General features: G+C 39.0%; 17 protein-coding genes. 8 read left to right on the top strand and 9 right to left on the bottom strand.

All coding sequences use genetic code 11. From position 1 onward, the window contains the following. Positions 1 to 86 precede the first annotated feature (86 nt). Positions 87 to 1,433, top strand: a complete 1,347-nt coding sequence (locus FRZ67_RS06325; RefSeq protein WP_147188731.1) for an FAD-binding protein — start codon at positions 87 to 89, stop codon at positions 1,431 to 1,433. A 23-nt stretch (positions 1,434 to 1,456) separates the two neighbouring features. Here the strand turns inward: FRZ67_RS06325 and FRZ67_RS06330 are convergent, their stop codons facing one another. From FRZ67_RS06330 to epsC, 5 genes are all read right to left on the bottom strand, one after another. Further along, positions 1,457 to 1,831: a hypothetical protein gene (locus tag FRZ67_RS06330; RefSeq protein ID WP_147188732.1), complete on the bottom strand. Its 375-nt coding sequence runs from the start codon at positions 1,829 to 1,831 to the stop codon at positions 1,457 to 1,459. 132 nt (positions 1,832 to 1,963) lie between these two features. Then, on the bottom strand, positions 1,964 to 2,917 hold the full coding sequence (trxB, locus tag FRZ67_RS06335) for a thioredoxin-disulfide reductase (protein WP_147188733.1): 954 nt from the start codon (positions 2,915 to 2,917) through the stop codon (positions 1,964 to 1,966). A 234-nt stretch (positions 2,918 to 3,151) separates the two neighbouring features. Next, on the bottom strand, positions 3,152 to 4,045 hold the full coding sequence (locus FRZ67_RS06340; RefSeq protein WP_147188734.1) for a DUF4249 domain-containing protein: 894 nt from the start codon (positions 4,043 to 4,045) through the stop codon (positions 3,152 to 3,154). A gap of 92 nt (positions 4,046 to 4,137) precedes the next feature. Then, the gene (gene cysK / locus FRZ67_RS06345; RefSeq protein ID WP_147188735.1) at positions 4,138 to 5,052 is read right to left on the bottom strand and encodes a cysteine synthase A; all 915 of its coding nucleotides are present in this window, start codon (positions 5,050 to 5,052) and stop codon (positions 4,138 to 4,140) included. Positions 5,053 to 5,358: 306 nt separating this feature from the next. Beyond that, positions 5,359 to 6,168 carry a serine O-acetyltransferase EpsC gene (gene epsC / locus FRZ67_RS06350; protein WP_147188736.1) on the bottom strand — a complete coding sequence of 270 codons (810 nt, stop codon included), beginning with the start codon at positions 6,166 to 6,168 and terminating at the stop codon, positions 5,359 to 5,361. 270 nt (positions 6,169 to 6,438) lie between these two features. Between epsC and FRZ67_RS06355 the strand changes: the two genes are divergently transcribed. Together FRZ67_RS06355 and FRZ67_RS06360 are read left to right on the top strand one after the other, a co-directional pair. After that, positions 6,439 to 6,912, top strand: coding sequence for a 23S rRNA (pseudouridine(1915)-N(3))-methyltransferase RlmH (locus FRZ67_RS06355; RefSeq protein ID WP_147188737.1), 474 nt, complete (start codon positions 6,439 to 6,441; stop codon positions 6,910 to 6,912). A gap of 81 nt (positions 6,913 to 6,993) precedes the next feature. After that, positions 6,994 to 7,629 (top strand): rhomboid family intramembrane serine protease, encoded by a 636-nt coding sequence (locus FRZ67_RS06360; protein ID WP_147188738.1) that lies wholly within the window; start codon positions 6,994 to 6,996, stop codon positions 7,627 to 7,629. Positions 7,630 to 7,721: 92 nt separating this feature from the next. On the opposite strand, the gene tilS is transcribed toward FRZ67_RS06360, so the two are convergent. Beyond that, a complete protein-coding gene (gene tilS, locus FRZ67_RS06365; protein WP_147188739.1) occupies positions 7,722 to 9,107 on the bottom strand; it encodes a tRNA lysidine(34) synthetase TilS in 1,386 nt (461 codons plus the stop codon). 165 nt (positions 9,108 to 9,272) lie between these two features. After that, on the bottom strand, positions 9,273 to 11,762 hold the full coding sequence (locus FRZ67_RS06370; RefSeq protein ID WP_147188740.1) for a DUF5686 family protein: 2,490 nt from the start codon (positions 11,760 to 11,762) through the stop codon (positions 9,273 to 9,275). Between the two features lie 325 nt (positions 11,763 to 12,087). Here FRZ67_RS06370 and sucD point away from each other — a divergent pair, with 325 nt between their 5' ends. Both sucD and dprA read left to right on the top strand, forming a co-directional pair. After that, positions 12,088 to 12,960, top strand: a complete 873-nt coding sequence (sucD, locus tag FRZ67_RS06375; RefSeq protein WP_147188741.1) for a succinate--CoA ligase subunit alpha — start codon at positions 12,088 to 12,090, stop codon at positions 12,958 to 12,960. A gap of 251 nt (positions 12,961 to 13,211) precedes the next feature. Further along, positions 13,212 to 14,309: a DNA-processing protein DprA gene (gene dprA, locus FRZ67_RS06380; protein ID WP_147188742.1), complete on the top strand. Its 1,098-nt coding sequence runs from the start codon at positions 13,212 to 13,214 to the stop codon at positions 14,307 to 14,309. A 142-nt stretch (positions 14,310 to 14,451) separates the two neighbouring features. On the opposite strand, the gene FRZ67_RS06385 is transcribed toward dprA, so the two are convergent. After that, entirely contained in the window at positions 14,452 to 16,818 is a 2,367-nt protein-coding gene (locus FRZ67_RS06385; protein WP_147188743.1) for a penicillin-binding protein 1A, read from the bottom strand. A 160-nt stretch (positions 16,819 to 16,978) separates the two neighbouring features. Between FRZ67_RS06385 and FRZ67_RS06390 the strand changes: the two genes are divergently transcribed. The 3 genes from FRZ67_RS06390 (at position 16,979) to FRZ67_RS06400 (ending at position 19,662) form a co-directional block, all read left to right on the top strand. After that, complete coding sequence (locus FRZ67_RS06390) at positions 16,979 to 17,599, top strand: hypothetical protein (protein WP_158638319.1); 621 nt, start codon at positions 16,979 to 16,981, stop codon at positions 17,597 to 17,599. A 207-nt stretch (positions 17,600 to 17,806) separates the two neighbouring features. Next, positions 17,807 to 18,163: a hypothetical protein gene (locus tag FRZ67_RS06395; protein ID WP_147188745.1), complete on the top strand. Its 357-nt coding sequence runs from the start codon at positions 17,807 to 17,809 to the stop codon at positions 18,161 to 18,163. Positions 18,164 to 18,492: 329 nt separating this feature from the next. Further along, on the top strand, positions 18,493 to 19,662 hold the full coding sequence (locus FRZ67_RS06400) for a dipeptidase (RefSeq protein WP_147188746.1): 1,170 nt from the start codon (positions 18,493 to 18,495) through the stop codon (positions 19,660 to 19,662). Positions 19,663 to 19,842: 180 nt separating this feature from the next. Here FRZ67_RS06400 and FRZ67_RS06405 read toward each other — a convergent pair whose 3' ends face one another. Next, positions 19,843 to 20,481 carry a response regulator gene (locus tag FRZ67_RS06405; protein WP_147188747.1) on the bottom strand — a complete coding sequence of 213 codons (639 nt, stop codon included), beginning with the start codon at positions 20,479 to 20,481 and terminating at the stop codon, positions 19,843 to 19,845. Positions 20,482 to 20,486: the final 5 nt, after the last annotated feature.

A 20,486-nucleotide genomic window follows, 5' to 3' on the forward strand; every position in this document is an offset into this window, starting at 1 on the left:
AATGGATAAATAAAAGCCTGGGCCATAAATATATTCATACTTGTTTTCGGCATTAATTATCTTTAGCTATACTACAACGATTTGTCATGAAGAAAAGAACATTTTTAAAATTAACTTCTGCACTGATGACTGCTCCTATAATATTGCCGCTTGTATCGTGGCTGCCTGGTGATAAACTAAAGAACTGGGCAGGTAATCTTACCTATAGTACGGATAAAGTTTATTATCCTGCATCAGTTACCGAAGTACAGGAACTGGTGAAAAAATATGATAAACTGAAAGTGCTTGGCACACGTCATTGCTTTAACGATATCGCAGACAGCAAAGACAATCTTGTTTCCACCAAACAATTAAATAAGATCATATCGCTTGAGGAAGATGCAAAAACGGTAACAGTGGAAGCCGGTATAAAATACGGTGAGCTTGCTCCATACCTTGACAGCAAAGGTTTTGCGCTGCACAATCTTGCATCGCTGCCACATATTTCTGTGGCAGGTGCCATTACAACTGCAACGCATGGCTCTGGTGTAAAGAATGGTAATCTTTCTACCGCTGTTGCTGCTATAGAATTTGTAAGTGCGGATGGAACATTACATAATCTGTCTAAGACAAAAGATGGTGAAAGATTTAATGCGGCTGTTGTTGGTCTTGGTGCAATTGGCGTACTCACAAAAGTTACCCTGAACCTTGTGCCCACATTTACCATGCGGCAATATGTGTATGAACAATTGCCCATGGCTGTATTAAATGAACATTTTGAAGAGATCGTTGCTGCAGGTTACAGTGTAAGTCTTTTTACAGATTGGCAATCAGGAAATATAAATGAAGTATGGATCAAAACAAAAGATGGTGATGAAATGAAGTTTGATCCTAAAGCTGATTTCTTTGGTGCTAAAGCAGCTACAAAAAATATGCATCCTATTGCTGCATTATCTGCCGAGAATTGTACTGAACAAATGGGTGTTTCCGGGCCATGGTATGAAAGACTGCCTCATTTTAAAATGGGTTTTACACCAAGCAGTGGTGTAGAATTGCAGGCTGAATATTTTATTCCTAAACAACATGCAGTAGAAGCCATTTTTGCAATTGCAAAGCTTGGTAAAGAAATAGGACCGCATCTTTTTATTACCGAGATCCGTACTATGGCAGCAGATGATCTTTGGATGAGCCCCTGTTATAAACAGGATTCCGTTACTATACATTTTACTTTAAAGCAGGAAATTCCTGAAGTAATGAATTTGTTACCGGTTATTGAAAAAGCATTAGAGCCTTTCAAAGCTAAACCCCATTGGGGTAAGTTGTTTACGCATACGCATGCGCAACTTGCAAACCGTCATAAAAAAATGCATGCATTTGTTGGAACATTGAAAGATTATGACCCCAAAGGAAAATTCAGGAATGCATTTCTGGACAGGAATATTTATGGTGTATAATATTTGGGCGGAGATTTCCGGCGTTACGCATCCAGCAATACAAAAGAGTTTTTAAACGCATCAAATTGCTTCCTGAAATCATTATAGCGCTTCTCTAAAACCACATGTAATTCTTTTTCGTTCTTTTCCTTTTCAGTATTTACTTCTTCTTTTGTAAGCGCTGCAATATCCATTTTACGAAGATGCATTTCATGCTTTAATTCATCGATCGTTTTCCTGAAACCTGCGAATTGTTGCTTATAATTATTAACGGCATTTGCTGTTGTTGGCTCGTGTCTTGATTGCAGTTCAGCAAGATGATCATCAAAGATGCGTAATACACTTATGTCTTCATTCATTTCAGCTATCCAGAGGCGGTAACGCAAATGTAATTTCATCAGGTAAAGAGTGCCAGGCATATGCAATGGTTTTATTCCTATCAAATTTAGTGGAATGCTTATTAATCCAGTCACCATTTAAGAAAAATAATACCTGCAATAAAAAAGCAGCCTTTTACCCGGCTGCTTTTTTATTATAAATGTGTTTCTTCTTTATACTACGCCTTTGGCGCTTAAATATCTTTCTGCATCCAAAGCAGCCATACAACCACTGCCCGCGGCGGTTACCGCCTGGCGATAAATTTTATCCTGCACATCTCCTGCCGCAAATACACCTTCAATATTTGTTTTGGAGGTGCCTGGTATTGTTTTTATATATCCGGCTTCATCCATATCTATCCACGGTTTAAAGATGCCACTGTTGGGTTCATGACCAATGGCAACAAAGAATGCGCTTACAGGAATTGTTTGCTCTTCTCCTGTCTTATTGTTCTTTATACGTACACCTTCCGTTTTTGTTTCACCAACCACTTCCAGCGTTTCCGAATTCCAGTAAACTTTTATGTTCGGTGTTGCCTTTACACGATCCTGCATTACTTTACTGGCACGCATGCCATGTTCATCTTTGCGAACGATCATGTGCACATTGGTTGCAAGTTTTGAAAGATACAATGCTTCTTCACAAGCAGTATCACCTGCACCAACAATAGCAACTTCTTTACCCCGAAAAAAGAAACCATCGCAAACAGCACAGGCACTAACGCCATAACCATTTAAACGTTGCTCACTTTCCAGGCCAAGCCATTTTGCAGAGGCGCCTGTTGAAATAATTACGGCATCAGCTTCTATCCATTTCTCTTCATCTATCTGTACTTTATGTACAGGGCCTGTAAAATCAACAGCCGTTGCAATACCATAACGCACATCTGTACCCATGCGCATAGCCTGCTTTTCAAAGTGCACCATCATTTCGGGCCCTTGCACACCATCAGCATAGCCGGGATAATTTTCCACTTCTGTTGTTATCGTTAATTGCCCGCCGGGCTGGATACCCTGGTATAAAACCGGGTGCATGTTTGCTCTTGCAGCATAGATAGCTGCAGTATAACCTGCAGGCCCTGAGCCTATAATCAAACAATGAACTTTTTCTGTTGCAGCATTTTCCATACCTGTTGTCTTAATAATTTTTTGTTTACAAACTTTTATTCATCCGTCATCTCCGTTGTGTCACTCACTGGTACGCTTTGTTCATAAATGAACAGAATGCTGAAGAGTGCGACGCAACGAAAGCTTAGTCAGGAACTAAAGTTGGGTACATAAATATTCTTACTCAACTCTTCTAAAGACGTGCAAAGTTAAGTTCGTCTTACATAATAAAGTGTTAGTAAAAAAACACCTGCATTATTTGGGGATAATGATGGTTTTGTATTGTGCCGCGTAACCGCTGAAAGCGCCTAATGCCCCATTACTGATGTTGCCCAATACCTTGCCGGGCGAAGAAAAAGGGTTGCCATAACTCTGCCAGGCAAACTCCCAGGTGCTCCAGAATGTATAAGTGGCCTTATCTATATTGCAGTATTTAAGCGTTACCGTATCGCCTCTTCTTACAAAACCATAATCATCTGTGGAAGCAGGATTTTCAAGGCTGTTCTTATCCCAGCCTGCATCAAACTGTAGTGTATATGTAATACCATCTACCACCTGGTCATCGAAAACAGAGTTAAGCCCTGGCAAAAAACGGCCACTATTTACTTTTGTAAAATAGCGTATGTAATTCCCAAGACCGGAAGGATCTGTAGCTTTTGCCACTAAAGCGCAAAGCGTTGTATCATCTGTAAAAGATATAGGTTTCCACCACAAAGAATCCACCTTTTTTGTAAGTGCAGGTATAGTAGTAGTGGATGTATATGTTTGCCCGTCTTTTGTAGTAATACCAAGCTTGTATTGTCTTTCAAATGCCCCCACTATAATGGAAGAAAGATCAGCACTATCTACACTATAATAATATACCGTAAAACCACTTGTATCAGTAAAACTGTATTCTTTCAATTTTGCTGTTATAGTGCCATCACTTACTGTTACCACGGCATCATGCACAAATGAATTAGAAAGTTCTTTTGCTGAAATGGAACTAAAATAATTGAGGGAGTTTGACAATGCCACTACCGGCACGTTATTGTTTTCTATGCTTGCATCAACCACCAGTTTTGCAGGCTGGTTCTGCACGTCAAGTTTGATCTCTTTTTCACAGGAACACAGTACCGTACATACTGCGGCAACTAAAATATATTTCATAATACAAAAATAGATTTAACCGCTGAGGCGCAAAGGCGCAGAGTGATATTTATACTTTTCTTTCCGTCTCCGCGCCTCTGCGGTTTCTATAGTTACGCGAAGAGTCCATCAATACTTAAATATCTTTCGCCGGTATCGTAATTAAAGATGAGCACTTTACTGCCTGCAGGAATGTCTGGTAATTTTTTTGCAAGCGCGGCCATAGTAGCACCGCTTGAAATACCCTGGAAAATACCTTCTTCTTTTGCAGCTCTTTGTGAATAAGCAAATGCTTCATCCTTACTAACCTGTATCACTCCATCTAACACAGAAACATGCAAATTGTTCGGCACAAACCCGGTACCAATACCTTGTATGGGATGCGGCCCCGGCGCACCACCACTCAGTACAGGTGATAATTCCGGCTCTACTGCAAACACTTTAAGTTTAGGAAATTTTTGTTTCAATACTTCGCCTACACCGGTTATATGGCCACCTGTACCAACGCCGGTAATTAAAAAATCAACGCCATCCGGAAAATCTGCGAGTATTTCCTGCGCAGTTGTTTTTACGTGCACATCAATATTTGCAGGATTATCGAACTGTTGCGGCATCCATGAATTGGGTGTAGTGGCAATCAGTTCTTTTGCTTTTTCAATAGCGCCTTTCATGCCTTTTTCGCGTGGCGTAAGTTCGAATGTTGCACCATAAACACTCATCAATCTTCTGCGCTCCACACTCATGCTTTCGGGCATTACCAATACCAGTTTATAACCTTTAACTGCTGCAACTATTGCCAGGCCGATACCTGTGTTACCAGATGTTGGCTCAATAATTACGCTGTCTTTTTTTAGTATGCCTTTTTGTTCTGCATCTTCGATCATGGATAATGCAATACGGTCTTTAATACTTCCACCGGGGTTAGCCCTTTCCAGTTTACTCCATACTTCAATGTTTGATGGATATAATTTATTAATACGTACATGCGGCGTGTTGCCAATCGTTTCTAAAATGTTGTTTGCTTTCATGCTTTAAATAGTTTCAAAGTTCACGTATTTACCGTTTTATTTTTGGCAGTTTACAGAATTGAGTTTAAGTCTTTTTTATGAGCCCGGCATTTAACTCTTTTATCATCGCCTGTTGCGTCGCACTCTTGGGCTGATGCAAAAGTTTCAGCAGTTTACTGGTTTACATGTTCACAAGTTCTCTGCATTTGACCAACGTGTAAACGTGTAAACTTCGTGAACCCATAAACATTGCTCAATAAAATTTCGAACGTACAAGTGAGTGACACAACCAAAGCTGAATAAAGAACTAGTGCCGGTTACAAAAAATTAAATAATAAAATTCAGTGGCTCTTCAAAATCTTTGCGGTCATTTACGATCGTTTGATTCTTGTGATACACCACACTAAACGGTGGCACACTTTGCGTAACCCAGGTGTTACCACCAATGATACTATCATGACCAATGGTTGTATGCCCGCCAAGTATGGTACTACCTGCATAGATGATCACATTGTCTTCGATGGTCGGATGACGTTTTGTTTGTGCATCTTCCTTGCGCACAGCCATTGCGCCAAGCGTTACACCCTGGTAGATCTTAACGTTGTTGCCAATAACAGCAGTCTCACCAATTACCACACCAGTTCCATGATCTATAAAAAACGGAGAGCCGATTGTTGCACCGGGATTAATATCAATACCTGTTTTGCTGTGTGCCCACTCGCTCATGAAACGCGGTATCAACGGTACTTTGGCGAGATAGACAACATGCGCCAACCGATGCACCATGATAGCATAAAAACCGGGGTAAGATAAGATCACTTCTTCCAGTGATGATGCTGCAGGATCGAAATCAAGGATTAAATGCGCATCTTTTAACAACAGATCTTTAATACCGGATAACGACAAAAAGAAATGTTCTGTAATAGAATGTTTATTCAATTTGCTACTCAGGTCAACGGAATCGAGCAACCTCCTGAAATGCTCTTCCAGCTTATACAAGGAAGCTTCATGATGTTCCATAAACATTTCAGGTTCATCGCTAACCGGGAAAAGATAAGCGATCATCTCATCCGTAAAAGCATTGATCTCTTTTACTGAAGGGAGGTGGTTGGTAAGAATATGGCCGGGGTATTCCATTTATGTTTTATTTAAAAAATAAACCCTTCCGGTGAGAGAAGGGAATAATTAGTTTGATATAATTACACGCATTCCTCCCTGTTAATAAAGCTGGAAACAACAACAACAGTTTTGACAAATGCGCATGGTTAAAAATAATTTGACGACAAATTTAGTAGACTATTCTGATTTCAGAAATAAATATAACAAAATAACATTTTGCTGACATTTGATAACTGGCCTGACCATACCGTTCAGGCCATAAAAAATCACAAACGTACATTCGCAATAATGAAATTACAATTCTGGTCTGTTGGCAAACCGCATGAAGCATATATAAAAGCCGGCGTGGAAGATTTTACAGGCCGCACAGGAAAATATTTCAATGCAGAATGGATCATCGTTGCGCCGCCCAAAAATGCAGCAGCACTTAACGAAACCGAATTGAAAAAACAGGAAGCCAAACTAGTGCTGCAACAGCTTTCCAAAGACGACTACCTTGTTTTATTAGATGAACGCGGTAAACAATTATCCTCTCCCGAGCTGGCCAATTTCATACAGCAACGAGCCAATGAGAGCATCAAGCGAATTGTGTTTCTGATTGGCGGTGCATTTGGGGTGAATGACACAATTATGCAAAGAGCTAATTATACCTGGAGTCTTTCTAAGCTGGTATTCCCGCATATGCTGGTAAGGCTTATACTAGCAGAACAGGTGTACCGTGCATGCACCATACTAAAGAACGAGAAATATCACCATTCGTAATCTTTTAAGACTTTACACAATATTCATCCCCGCTTTTTGGTTCATTGCGGTATATTTACGCCGCTTAAAAGAAAACACGCAATGGAAGTAACGATCACAATTTTGGTTATCACCTGTGTCGTATCATTTATGGCCTTCTCCAACCAGGCCATAGTTGATAAGCTTATCTTTTATCCGCCTGCCATCAATAAGCAAAAAGAATGGTATCGTTTTTTTACATGTGGATTGATACATGCTGATATTGCACATCTTGCTTTTAATATGTTTTCTTTTTACCTTTTTGGAAAGTTGGTGGAGCAGGAATTTCGTATAATATTTCCCGGTATCGGTACATTTCTTTATGTAACCTTATATGTATCTGCATTGGCTATTTGTCTTTTACCCACTTATTCCAAACATAAAGACAATTATTATTACAAAAGCCTTGGCGCATCAGGTGCTGTGTCTGCAGTAGTTTTTGCAGGCATACTTCTTTTTCCCACTTCCAAAATTGGTCTGTTGGTAATACCACCCATTATACCTGCTTTTATATTCGCTCCCATTTATCTTATCATCACCGCATATCTTGATAAAAAAGGAGACAGCGGCATTAATCATTCTGCACATTTATGGGGTGCATTATATGGGCTGGCCTTCCTGATCGTGACATCGTATTTCCTAAGCGAGTTCAGGCCTTTAGAAAGTTTTGTAGAACAGGTAACAGATTATTTCAGGTAGATATTTTTTTGGACCGTGCATTAGAATAGAAATGTGGCTGCTGTTGCGTCGCACTCTTGTACCAGGTATCTATATGCAGCAAATAGGATGGTCTATTTGCTTTTGAATTCAATATGCAAAACTGATTTTGTTTTATCAGTTACTTTAACCCTGTTATCTATCCTGTAACCAATTATCCAGATAATTTTCTTGTCAGCTTCCAACACCCAAACTTTTTCTTTTTCTGTTTTGGATAATTTCTGATCGATAAAAAATTTACTGAGTTTCTTTTTCTTCTGCATACCTAGCGGGTAAAAATAATCACCTTGTTTCCACCTGCGCAGGAGCAAAGGAAATTTTATTGTTGCGGCATCAAGTAAAGCAGATGTTGAAGCATCCGAAATCCGAGATACAAAATCAGAACTCTCCTGCAACATAATTATTCCATTTTCGAAACCTATCTTTCTGTCATTGGCATTAATTAAAATATTGGCTGCTGTTTCAGTTTGCAATGGCGCAATAATAAGCCAGTTGCGGTTTTTGATGATCCTGTGCGTTGTGCTCATTACAAAGCTTCCATTATCTGCATTAAAGAGTTTTTTTATTTCAGGCAACTGCGTTGCTGAAAAACCAAAGTCTTTTATAATCTCCCAAAGAATGGTATTGAGCGGATTTACTTTTTTTAGCTTCAAAAAAGGAATATGCAATTCGTTTCCTTTTTGCTCAATTAATTTCTTCTTATGCAGGTCAACAGCTTGTTTATACAATTGATCTGCTTCTTTAAAACGTTCAAGATTAGTTAGCAAATTAGCTTCTGCTTTTGGGAATATTTCTTTAATAGCTGGCAGCAACTGTAACCTGAAAAAATTTCTTGTGTATTTATCTGAAGCGTTGGAGGAATCTTCAACCCACTGCAAATCGTTTTCTTTTGCATAAGCTAAAATATCTTCCCGCTTTGTAAATAATAAAGGCCTGATAATTTTTCTTGCTACATCTGTTTCAGGAATACCCGTTAGACCATGAATACCTGTGCCACGAAAAAAATGCATCAGCATTGTTTCGATATTATCGTTGGCATTGTGTGCAGTTGCAAGGTGAGTAGTGAATCGTGAATCGTGAGTAAAATTTCGGCTATTATTCACGATTGACGATTCACGATTGACGATTTCTTCAAACCATTGATAGCGCAGGTTTCTAGCTGCTTCCTGTATGGCTAATTTATTTTGTGCAGCATAGTTTTTTGTATCAAACTTTTCCACTAAAACAGCCTTGTTATATTTTGCTTCAAGCGATCTTACAAATGCTTCATCTCTTTCGCTTTCTTCACCTCTTAATTGAAAGTTGCAATGTGCGATCGTAAAATCAAAGCCGCTTTTATAAATAAGATCGGTAAGTACAATGCTGTCTATTCCGCCACTTACAGCAAGCAAAAATTTATGCCGCTGTTGTTGCAACTGAAAATGATCTTTTAAGCGTTGCTGAAACTGCTGTAATAACATGTGGTAAAAGTAGTGAAAGTTGCCGCTTTAAAATTTCAGGAGTAATGTATATATCCAACTCTTCAAATCCTGGTTGAATAGTATTGTTGCAGTTCAAGTGAGTGACACAACAGAAGCTGAATTAATATTCAATTGCCGGCAACAAAAAAATGTTATTCTATAACATTATAAAGCAAACCTGAAACCAAAGAACACACCAAATCTTTGCTGCTTTACATCGGGCAATGGCTGTGGCAACACGCGCCATATAAAATCTATGCGGAAGAATTTAAGAATATTATCTACGCCTGTTCCTACCTCCATATACAGTTTGCCATCTAATGATTTGAATGGTGCGCCTTCTACAAAATTGAGTTGTTTGTTGGCGTCGCTTAGATTACCCGCAACACCTTTTACTTCCCAGAACTGACGCAGCTTTAACTTGCGTGTAAGGGGTACATAACGAAACAAACCACTACCGATATTATGCTCTATATTAAACCCGGCATACTGATCTGTGAGGTATTCAAAACGATTCATAAGATTGAAAGAATGATAGCTATAATAATACCACTCATTACCCGGTTGATGCACCAGCATCTGGTAAGGTAATGTGCCAAAAACTTTTCCTGCAAATAAATTATAACGCAGACTTCCGTAAGGCGCGATTTTTAAATAATCTGATATGTTGAAGTCAATTCTGTTGTAATCATAACTGCTGTTGAGTATGCCACTAAAACCGTGTGTATATATCAATTGAAGAATAGGATATTCACTGCCAAAACTGCTGCGGTCAAAATTACTTTCCAAGAATCTTTCCTGGTAAGCATAACGAATTTTGAAACGTGTTTCAAAAGTGTTCAGCGGATCTCCATTTTTTGAAGGAAAGTATTCTTTACCCGGAAGGTTTAGTAAAGGCGTAAATTGTCTGCTTGATAAAGTAAGGCCAAAAGAAAAGCTCTTATTTGTTTCTGCAAAATATTCCAGCTTCTTTTCTCTAATCTGCTGAAACTTATAAGGCACATTGGGTTTACGTGCAAACACAGCAAAAATATTATCGCTGCCTAATTGATCATACACAACCTGGCCATTATCAAGATCGCTTTTATAAGAAGCCATTATATAACTCCATGGTTTGCGGCTGAACTGGTATTTTATTTCGCCAAGACCTTTATATTTTTTGTCCTGAAAGCCGTAGGCAAGATACCCATGCAGGTTCCAGTGCTGGCTGAAGCCTCTGTTTGTACCAAGATCAAAACGCACCCTTGTTCCCTCCCACCGATTGCCGGAAAGCCAATAATACCATGGGCCAATAACATAATTGCCTATATACTTTGTGCCTGTAGTAAGAAAGTCTACGGAGTTTTTATAAAAAATAAATGTCTTATTGTTCTGTAATGTATCTAACAAAGAATAGATATTCTGTTCATTTTTACTAAGCGGTTCAAAGCGGTTTTGTAACCAGAAAGAATCAGGAAGGTTTTGTGTATTGGGCACCAATATAATGTCTTCACTTGGTTTGCTTTTATTTAATTCATTAGTTACCGAATCACTGTTTACAATTACATTCCGGTAAGTGGTGGTCTTCCTTCCTTTAAATCCTAATTTATTTTGACCTGTTGGGGCAATGTCTACTACGAACTTGTCTTTATATAAAAACCATGCAGAATCGCTGATGAGTTTATATTCCTGTATCAGTGTTAAACCGGTAACAAAATTTATATTGGCGTCAAGCGCAGGACGCAGTGTAATTTTCTGAATGGCAAATGTGGTATCATTCACCCAGCAATCTCCTTCAAAAGTATTTTCACCAACATGTTTTGGCTTGAACTGCAAATGTACCAGCCTGCGTTTGCTGAGGTATTGTGTGTCGAGCAGTTTAAAATTGTAATAATTATCGCCATTATCGCTAAAAGGGCTTACAAAAGATTTATCGAAAACAGGTATCTGGTTATCGTACACATTTATATTCTGGTAGGTAGCCCCCAATTGTTTCATCCAGCTTTCATTGGTAAACCCGCTGGCATTGGTTGCTTTGATAACTTCTCTTGTACGGAACGGCTTCTTTTGGTAATAATAATCAGAGATCGTTTCTGTTAGGTACACAGGTAGAAATGGATCCCTTTCAGAGGTGGTATCTGTGTAATCAAACGCAAATTTCAGCGGCTTTAATACAAAATTCTTTTCGAGTTTATCTTTGTTTACTTTATTCAGGTCAAGCTCTAATTTGTTGTACACTTCATAACCATAATTATCATAAACGGTCCGGTTATTTTTCGGCTTGCTGGCAATTATTTTTCTCCAGAACCACAATGCCCTGTTGTATTTCACTTTCACGATCGCTTCACTTCTTGAAGGCAATACTTCTATATAAACAGTAATGGAAGAGGAGTCTTTGATGTTGGCAAAAGGTATCTCGGTTATTTTATATCCCACGTTAAGTACCTGAAGTGTATCGCCAACAGGCCATGTGTTTAGTTGAAAATCGAAACGCCCAAGAGAGTCGGTAAGTACACCTCTGCCATTTACCTTAAAAACAACAGAAGCAAACGGAATGGGCTCATCACTCTGCTTATCCAGCACTACGCCTCTTAATATTCTTGCCTGGGCATAAGAACTATTCATGCCGACAACAAACAGTAACAATATAATTCCTAACGTTTTCTTCAATGCCATACAATTTCAAAATTACTTGTATTCAAAAACATGAATATCAGCTTCTTTACATACGGCAAACAATTACAAGCGGTTTAACAAGGCAGCTGGTGTTTAGAGCAGTAAGATAAGACGCATTGCGTATCACAACAATATTGAATTTATAAATGGCCGTAAAATTAACACAGTTTGCTTATATATGCTGATAAACGAACAGAACGATGAAGTGTGCGACGCAACAAAAGCCAAATCCTTACTCAAATGCCGGGAACAAAAAAACTACAAACCATAAAAGGTAAACTCTAATCTCTTTCACCTATTTTTGCGCAACCGAAAAAAATGCATCATGTCAGTATTAGTTAATAAGAATTCCAGGATAATTGTTCAGGGCTTTACTGGTACGGAAGGTACTTTTCATGCCGGCCAGATGATCGAATACGGAACCAATGTGGTAGGTGGTGTTACGCCCGGTAAAGGTGGCGGCACGCATCTTGACAGGCCGATATTTAATACGGTGGCTGATGCAGTTAAAGCAACAGGCGCTGATGTAAGCATCATATTTGTGCCACCTGCTTTTGCTGCTGATGCTATTATGGAATCTGCTGATGCAGGTATTGCGCTTGTAGTTTGTATTACAGAAGGCATTCCTGTACAGGATATGGTGAAAGTGAAAAATTATCTGCAGGGAAAAAATACACGACTCATAGGACCTAACTGCCCCGGCGTTATTACTGCAGGTGAAGCAAAGGTTGGCATTATGCCTGGCTTTATTTTCAAACCCGGTAAGATAGGTGTGGTTTCAAAATCAGGTACGCTTACTTACGAAGCTGCTGACCAGGTAGTAAAAGCAGGTCTTGGAATAACCACTGCCATTGGCATTGGGGGCGATCCTATCATTGGTACTACTACTAAAGAAGCCGTTGAATTATTGATGAATGATCCTGATACAGATGGTATCATCATGATAGGTGAAATTGGTGGTGGCATGGAAGCCGAAGCTGCACGCTGGATAAAAGAAAATGGTACCAAACCGGTTGTTGGTTTTATAGCCGGGCAAACTGCGCCTCCGGGCCGCAGGATGGGCCATGCAGGCGCTATTATTGGTGGTGCTGACGATACTGCCGAAGCAAAGATGAAGATCATGAGAGATTGCGGACTGTATGTTGTTGACAGCCCCGCAGATATTGGTAAAACAATGGCTGCTGCGTTAAAGAAATAAATTATAAACTAATATATTGAATGGCTGTCTGTAAAGACGGCCATTTTTATTTTGAGCCCGTCACTATAACTTTTCTCAACAACTGTTGCGTCGCACTCTTGTGCAGCAACAATTCAATTGGACATTGAAACCTCAAAGACAGAGAAGCGCAAAGAAAATATTAAACATCACTTCGTCTCAGCGTCGTTGCGGTTTGTATTTTTCTTTTACAGTAGTATCTTCAATCAAATAAAGAATTTCAAACCGGAAACATGCCCAACGATCTCTTATATCAAATAGCCTTAACGTTGGTGCCGAATATTGGCGCCGTGCAAGCCAAAATACTGGTTGATCATTTTGGAGATGCGGAAAGTATTTTTAAAGCGAGCCTCAAAAAATTAAATGCCGTAGAAAATATTGGTGAAGTAAGATCAGAATCTATTAAAGCATTTGACAATTTCGAAAAGGCACAGGAGGAAATAGATTTTATTGAGAAGTATAAGATACAACCCATCTTTATTACTGATACAAATTATCCTCAGCGTTTATTAAAATGTTATGACGCTCCTGCCCTGCTGTATTACCGCGGCAATGCAGATCTTAATCATACAAAGATCATCAGCATTATCGGCACAAGGAATAACACAGATTATGGCAAACAGGTAACAGAAAAATTAGTAGCCGATCTTGCAGATGAAAATGTATTGGTGCTAAGTGGTCTTGCATTTGGCATTGATGCCATTGCACATAAAGCTGCATTGCAAAATAATTTACCTACTGTTGGCGTACTGGCACATGGGCTTGATACGATCTATCCATCGCATCATAAAGGACTGGCAAAAGAAATGCTGCAGCAGGGTGGGTTGCTTACAGAATTCATCAAACAAACAAAACCTGATAAACATAATTTTCCAAAACGTAACAGGATCGTTGCGGGTATGGCTGATGCAACGATTGTTGTGGAAACAGCTATAAAAGGTGGCAGTATGATCACTGCAGAACTGGCACACAATTATAACCGTGATGTATTTGCATTGCCCGGCAAAACAACAGACAGCAAGAGTGCAGGCTGCAATTATCTTATTAAACAAAAACATGCAACATTATTGACCGATGCACAGCAACTGATAGAAATGTTGGGCTGGCAAAAAAAGAAAGCAAAGGCAAAAGCGCAGAAAGAATTGTTTATTGATCTTTCTGCAGATGAGAGAGTAATTGTTGACCTTCTGAAAGAAAGAGACAGTGTTCATATTGATGAACTGTTTATAAAAAGTGGCTTAAGCAGCAGCGCCATCGCTGCATCAATGCTTAGTCTTGAACTGCAAAATGTACTGATAAGTTTGCCCGGAAAAATGTACAGACTGGCATAAAGCCAATGTGCAGATATGTAAATGGGCAGATGTGCGAATTAATAAAAAACAGCATCTTTTATTGCTCAACAAAAAGCCAACCGTACAAGTGAGTGACACAACGAAGATGCCATGCAATACAAGAGCCTGTCACAAAAAAATTCTACTTAATACCCGGCTTCTTTGGCATTATTGCTTTTGGCTTATCATTCCCATCCGGTAATTTTTCTTTTTTTGTTGTATCGGGCAGTTCGCTTTCGGGTTTTATATCTTCCTGCTTTATTGGGGGTAATACTTCATCTCCATAATCCTTTGCATTGCCATTACCAATATCATCACCCTCTGCACCAAGATCTGTTGGTACATCATTGATCCAATCGTAACTGATATCATTCTCCATAACATCGGGCTTTGCAAATACAGATGATTTATCGATCGCTACATTTTTATCATTTGATGCTTTTGCATAAAAATAGGCCCAGATAGGCAGGGCAACAGAAGAACCCTGACCCAACGCTGTACTGTTGAAACGAATAAAACGATCATCGCAACCCGTCCATGCACCGCAAAGTAACTGTGGCGTATACCCCATGAACCATGCATCGCTGTTATCATTGGTGGTACCTGTTTTACCGGCTATCTCACCGGTAACACCATAACTCCATATTCGGCGACCCGTACCAAACTGCATTACACCCTGCATCATACTGATAACAGAATATGCGGTAACATCACTGATCACTTCTTTACGCAGCGGTGTAAAAGTCTGCAACACATTTCCGTTCTTATCTTCAATGCGTGTTATATACATGGGCTTAACATTAAACCCACGACCGGGGAACATGCTGTAAGCCTGCATCATTTCCATCAAAGAAATTTCACCGGCTCCAAGTGCAATAGAAGGATAAGGTTCAAGCTTTGAAGAAACATCGCAGTTGCGTAGAAAATCTATAAATCTTTTTGCACCTTCATTGCCTCCACCCAACTGCTGCATGATATAAGCAGTGGCGCAGTTCCTTGATGTGGCAAGCGCTTCAGCCATCGGCATCGTTCGGCCCGTACATGTTTTATCCGTAGCCGGTACCATACCATAACCTTTAAAATTCTGTTGCACATCCTCTACCATTGTGCCTGGTGTAAAACCTGCATCCTCTATGGCAAGGCTGTACAACAAAGGTTTTATAGTAGAGCCAACCTGCCGCTTAGTATTAACGTTTACGTGATCGTATTTAAAGGTCTTGAAATCTATACCACCCACCCATGCTTTTACTTCACCGCTTAAAGGATCCATTGCCATAAAACCTGCCTGCAACATTTGACGGTGATACTTGATTGAATCGTAGGGCGTCATTACCGTATCCTTGTAACGGTTGTTGTTCCATGCAAAAACTTTCATGGGTGTTTTTACATAGAAAGATTTTTTTATATCATCATCTGTTACTCCTGCTTTCTGCATATTCTTCCAGCGGTCTGTTTGTTTCATAGCAGCCTGCAACACATTCTCATGTTCTTTCCAAACGCTGCCGCTTTTTACATCGCTTTGCTGGTTCAAAAGTTTTTGCATATAAGCCATATGTTTGGCAACTGCTTCTTCTGCATACAACTGCATACGCGGATTAATGGTGGTGTATATTTTTAACCCGTCTTTGTAAAGATTATAATTATCACCATTCGATTTTTTATGTTCTTTACACCATCTTTTTAACTCCTCTCCCATTACCATTCTAAAGTAAGGTGCAAGGCCTGCTGTCTCATCCAGCTTTTTATAATTCAACTGAATTTTTTTCCGTTTCAGGTCCGTTGCTTCAGCTTCTGACAGGTAATTATTTCTTACCATTTGTTCAAACACCACATTGCGCCTGTCCAGTGCATTCTTTGGATAAATGCGCGGATTATACGTAGTAGGCGCATTAACCATACCCACCAGCACCGCAGCTTCTTCCACGCTTACACGATCCGGCTCTTTACCAAAAAAAGTTTTTGATGCATTGCGTATTCCAAAAACATTATCACCAAAAGCAACAGTATTCAGGTAGAGTGTAACGATCTCGTCTTTGGTAAAATTCCTTTCCAGCTTAACTGCTATGATACACTCTTTCACTTTTTGTATGATACGCAGGAAAATGTTCCCCGTGTTCCAGTTCTCTGTAAAAAGGTTCTTGGCCGTTTGCATGGTTATGGTACTTGCACCGCCTTTACTGCCCAGGAAAAAAAAGGCCCTTGCCAAAGAACGTGGGTCAATACCGCTGTGATCATAAAAACGCTCATCTTCTGTAGCCACCAATGCCTTTACTATGTAAGGATTAATGTCTTTGTATTCCACATTTACCCTGTCTTCCAGGTAATACTTGCCCATTAGCGTACCATCATCTGCATATAACTGGCTGGATTGTGATGCAGAAGGGTTCTGCAGGTCAGCAATAGAAGGCATGCTGCCAAATATGCCAAAATTGGCCAGCAGTATGATTAATATAAAAAGGCCGAAACCAAAAAGGAATACGCGCCAGAGAATTTTTACAGACTTTTTCATACGAAAATTTAAACAACGCAATTTAGGTGTTTTAATTACTTGCAAATATTATTCCGCGCTGCACTTTAGCATTTTATAATGAAGAAATAGCTTTGATACCCGGCTTTGGAATAAGCATGAAGCTTTGGTTGCGTCGCACTCTTGTACGGTTGGGAATGATATGCAGCAACAAGACAGCTATTTATTTTATTTTGCAGCGAAATGTATCTTCTATAATAAAACAAAAAGCAACTTTGGTATAAACGTGAGGGAATGCGAATATTTTGCCAAAGCAAATACAAACGTTGGCGGTAATTATATGCGACTTGCAAACTTCATAGTATTTTTTTTTGTTGTTTTTAGTTGCGAACAGACGAATACTTTGAGCATTAAAACAAAACAAAAAATCAAACTTACATTCGAGGTGATTCCTGAAGACTACGATAAAAATTTATTTTACGTAGAATGGACAGACACTTTAGGACAAGGCAAAGGATATAGCATAATCAAAAGACCGGAAGAACTACAGTGCATAATTAAAAATAGACAGCAAGACACTTTGGGCTATTACATTGGACTTAGTACTCCTCAAACATTTGCATTTTTCCAAACGACTGACACAATTATTACAATAAATTTTAAAATCGGTATTAATATATTTTCAGAAGTGTTCTATAGCAACGACAACATCAGAAGAGAATATCTGAAAAAAGATAGCGTTCCAAAAGAACTTGAACCAATAACAATTAACATCAAGACCGACCTAAGAAAGAAGATAACTGTAGTGTTGACAGAAAACTGATTACCGCTAAAATGTGCTTCTTTCTCAGCAACGTCTTCATACAGATTTAGTGTATAGGTTATGAGAAGTTGCGTTTCGGTAAACATGATTTTTTATTTTACAAAACTGCACGCAAAACAAAAATGTATCTTCAATAATAAAACAAAAGCAACTTAGACATAAACATGCTGTGAATATTAAATGCCTGTATTACAAATCAATTTTTATATGACAAGAGAAGAATTGTGGAAAGAGAATATTGAGAATTACCTAGAGCTTATAGACAAATATAAATGGGATCAGGAACCCATTATTGAATTAATAAACAAGTTAGAGAATTATGGTCTTTGCAAAACATTTTATCCGAGTAATTCGCATGAATCTTTAGTTCTATCAATGTTCAACAATTATAAAGAGCGGTTTGACAATCCAAGGGTTATAATTACCTATGTATCATTAGCAAAATCTTTTAATATCAAATTTAGAGACGGGCAAAGCACAATTGTTTATGATTACAATTGTGAAAGTCATTTAATAGAAAATGAAATTGATAAAATGAAGAATTGGGTTTCAAATATTGATTAAGCCCAACCACCAATCCAACCCCACAAGTGTGCGACGCAACCAAAGCCCAATAGCAGCACCGGTCCCTGGCTCATAAAAAATTCGGGCAATCCAGTTTTATAGATACATTTAGTAACCGTGAAGTAAAGGAAACGCACACCAATTCTCCTGCTATATTTACTTTCAAATATTTATAAAGTTTATAAAACGAAGTTGTATTAGTTCAACAGCAATACAAGAGCGGGATTAATTTTTAGTAACAGGAAAAATATTACATTGTGTATGATAAAACCGATGCACTTGTCAGCAATCATTCAAGGTCGAACTTACTTAAAAACCAAAACGGCAACATGAGAATAATACTATTCGTACTCACTATGCTTTTAATAGACCATGCATATGCGCAGTCTTACAAAAAAATACATCGCAAAGCTATTGTGGCAGATACACACAACGACATATTGATGAAGGCTGCTGATAAAGGAATTGTATTTGACCAGGATCTTACAGGTAAAACGCATAGCGACCTGGCACGCTGGAAAAAAGGGGGACTCGATGTTCAATTATTTTCTGTTTACTGTGACGGCGATGTGAAAAATCCATTTGCTTTTGCCAACAGGGAAATGGATAGTCTCGATGCTGTAGTGGCAAGAAATCCGGATAAGATTGCAAAAGTCAGCAGCTATGATGAACTTATAAAGACTGTAAAGCAACATAAAATTGCTGCAATGTTTGGTGTGGAAGGCGGCCACATGATAGAAGATGATCTGAATAAATTAGATTCATTATATAAACGAGGCGCAAGATATTTGACCCTGACACATAACATAGCACCTTCCTGGGCAACAAGCGCGGCAGAAGAGACAAGCAACCCAAACCTACAGCACAAAGGGCTTACAGATTTTGGCAGGCAGGTAGTACAACGTATGAACCAGCTTGGGATGATCATAGACGTAAGCCATGCCGGGGATCAAACCTTCTGGGATGTTATTAAGATAAGCACAAAACCTGTTATCGCTTCGCACAGTTCAGTATACAGCCTTGTGCCGCATCCCCGAAATTTAAAAGACGAGCAAATAAAAGCTATTGCTAGAAATGGTGGTGTGATACAGATAAACTTTAACCCGGGGTTTATCGACAGCAGCTTTGGTGCCAAAGAAAAAGCTTTTCTTATAAGACATGCTGCAGAAAATGATTCTCTTATCAAAAGCGGTATGGGTGATTTTTATACGATGGATTACCTGTATAATAAATATGCGGAAGAGGCAAACCAGATACGGCCGCCTTTGTCCCTGGTGATCCGGCATATTGAATACATCATAAAATTGGTGGGAGTTGATTATGTGGGCCTGGGTTCAGACTTTGATGGAATTAATCTTACACCGTTGCAACTGGATGATGTTACAAATTATCCGTTGATCACAAAAGCATTGGTTGAAAAAGGATATAGTAAAACGGATATAACTAAAATTCTCGGCGGTAATTTTCTAAGGGTTTTAAAAGCTAATGAAGTAAAATAATTTGCACAGCAACGATTGTTTCATTATTACTGCACCGAAAGTTTAATAAAGAACAAAGCGTACAAGCGTGCGACGCAACGAAAGCTTAATAGTAGTAGCAGCGTTGGGCTCATAAAAAAATACGCTGATACCTGTTAGCGTTATTTCTTCCTGCAATGGTGTACATATTGCCCATATTTTTTACAGGTTGATATCCGAAATGATATGGTTTGTTATTGCGTAGCGCGTTAGTTCTGAATTGGTAGACAGGTTTAGTTTTTCCATGATCCTTCCCCTGTAGGTGCTGATGGTGGTGAGTGCTAATGAGAGTGAGTCTGCAATCTGCGAGATAGTTTTTCCTAATGCAAGCATTTTAAAAATTTCGAATTCTCTGTTGCTGAGTAATTCATGTGGTTTTTTATCGGCGTCGGGGTTTGACAATAACTTTTCAGCAATCTCTGCTGTAATATATTTTCTTCCCAAGAGTATACGCTGTATGGCTGTAACTAATTCATAGGGAGCTGCGTTCTTGTTCATGTAACCCGATGCGCCTGCTTTTATAACCCTTACTGCATAAAGATCTTCTGTAAAAACGCTTAGGATCAAAACTGGTAATTTAGGTTTTAAAAGTTTAATTTGTTCTAATGCTTCCAGGCCATTTTTGCCAGGCATGTCAAGGTCTGATATTACGAGATCCCAGTCTTGCTGCATTACTTCTTTTACCAATGCATCACCATCGCCTACTTCTTTTATTTCAACAGATGGATATTCATCTTTCAATATCTGGATAAGGCCTAACCGTATAAAGCTATGATCATCGGCTAAAAGTATTCGTTTCATTTTGC

It is taken from the genome of Panacibacter ginsenosidivorans, from assembly GCF_007971225.1.
Classification (GTDB): domain Bacteria; phylum Bacteroidota; class Bacteroidia; order Chitinophagales; family Chitinophagaceae; genus Panacibacter; species Panacibacter ginsenosidivorans.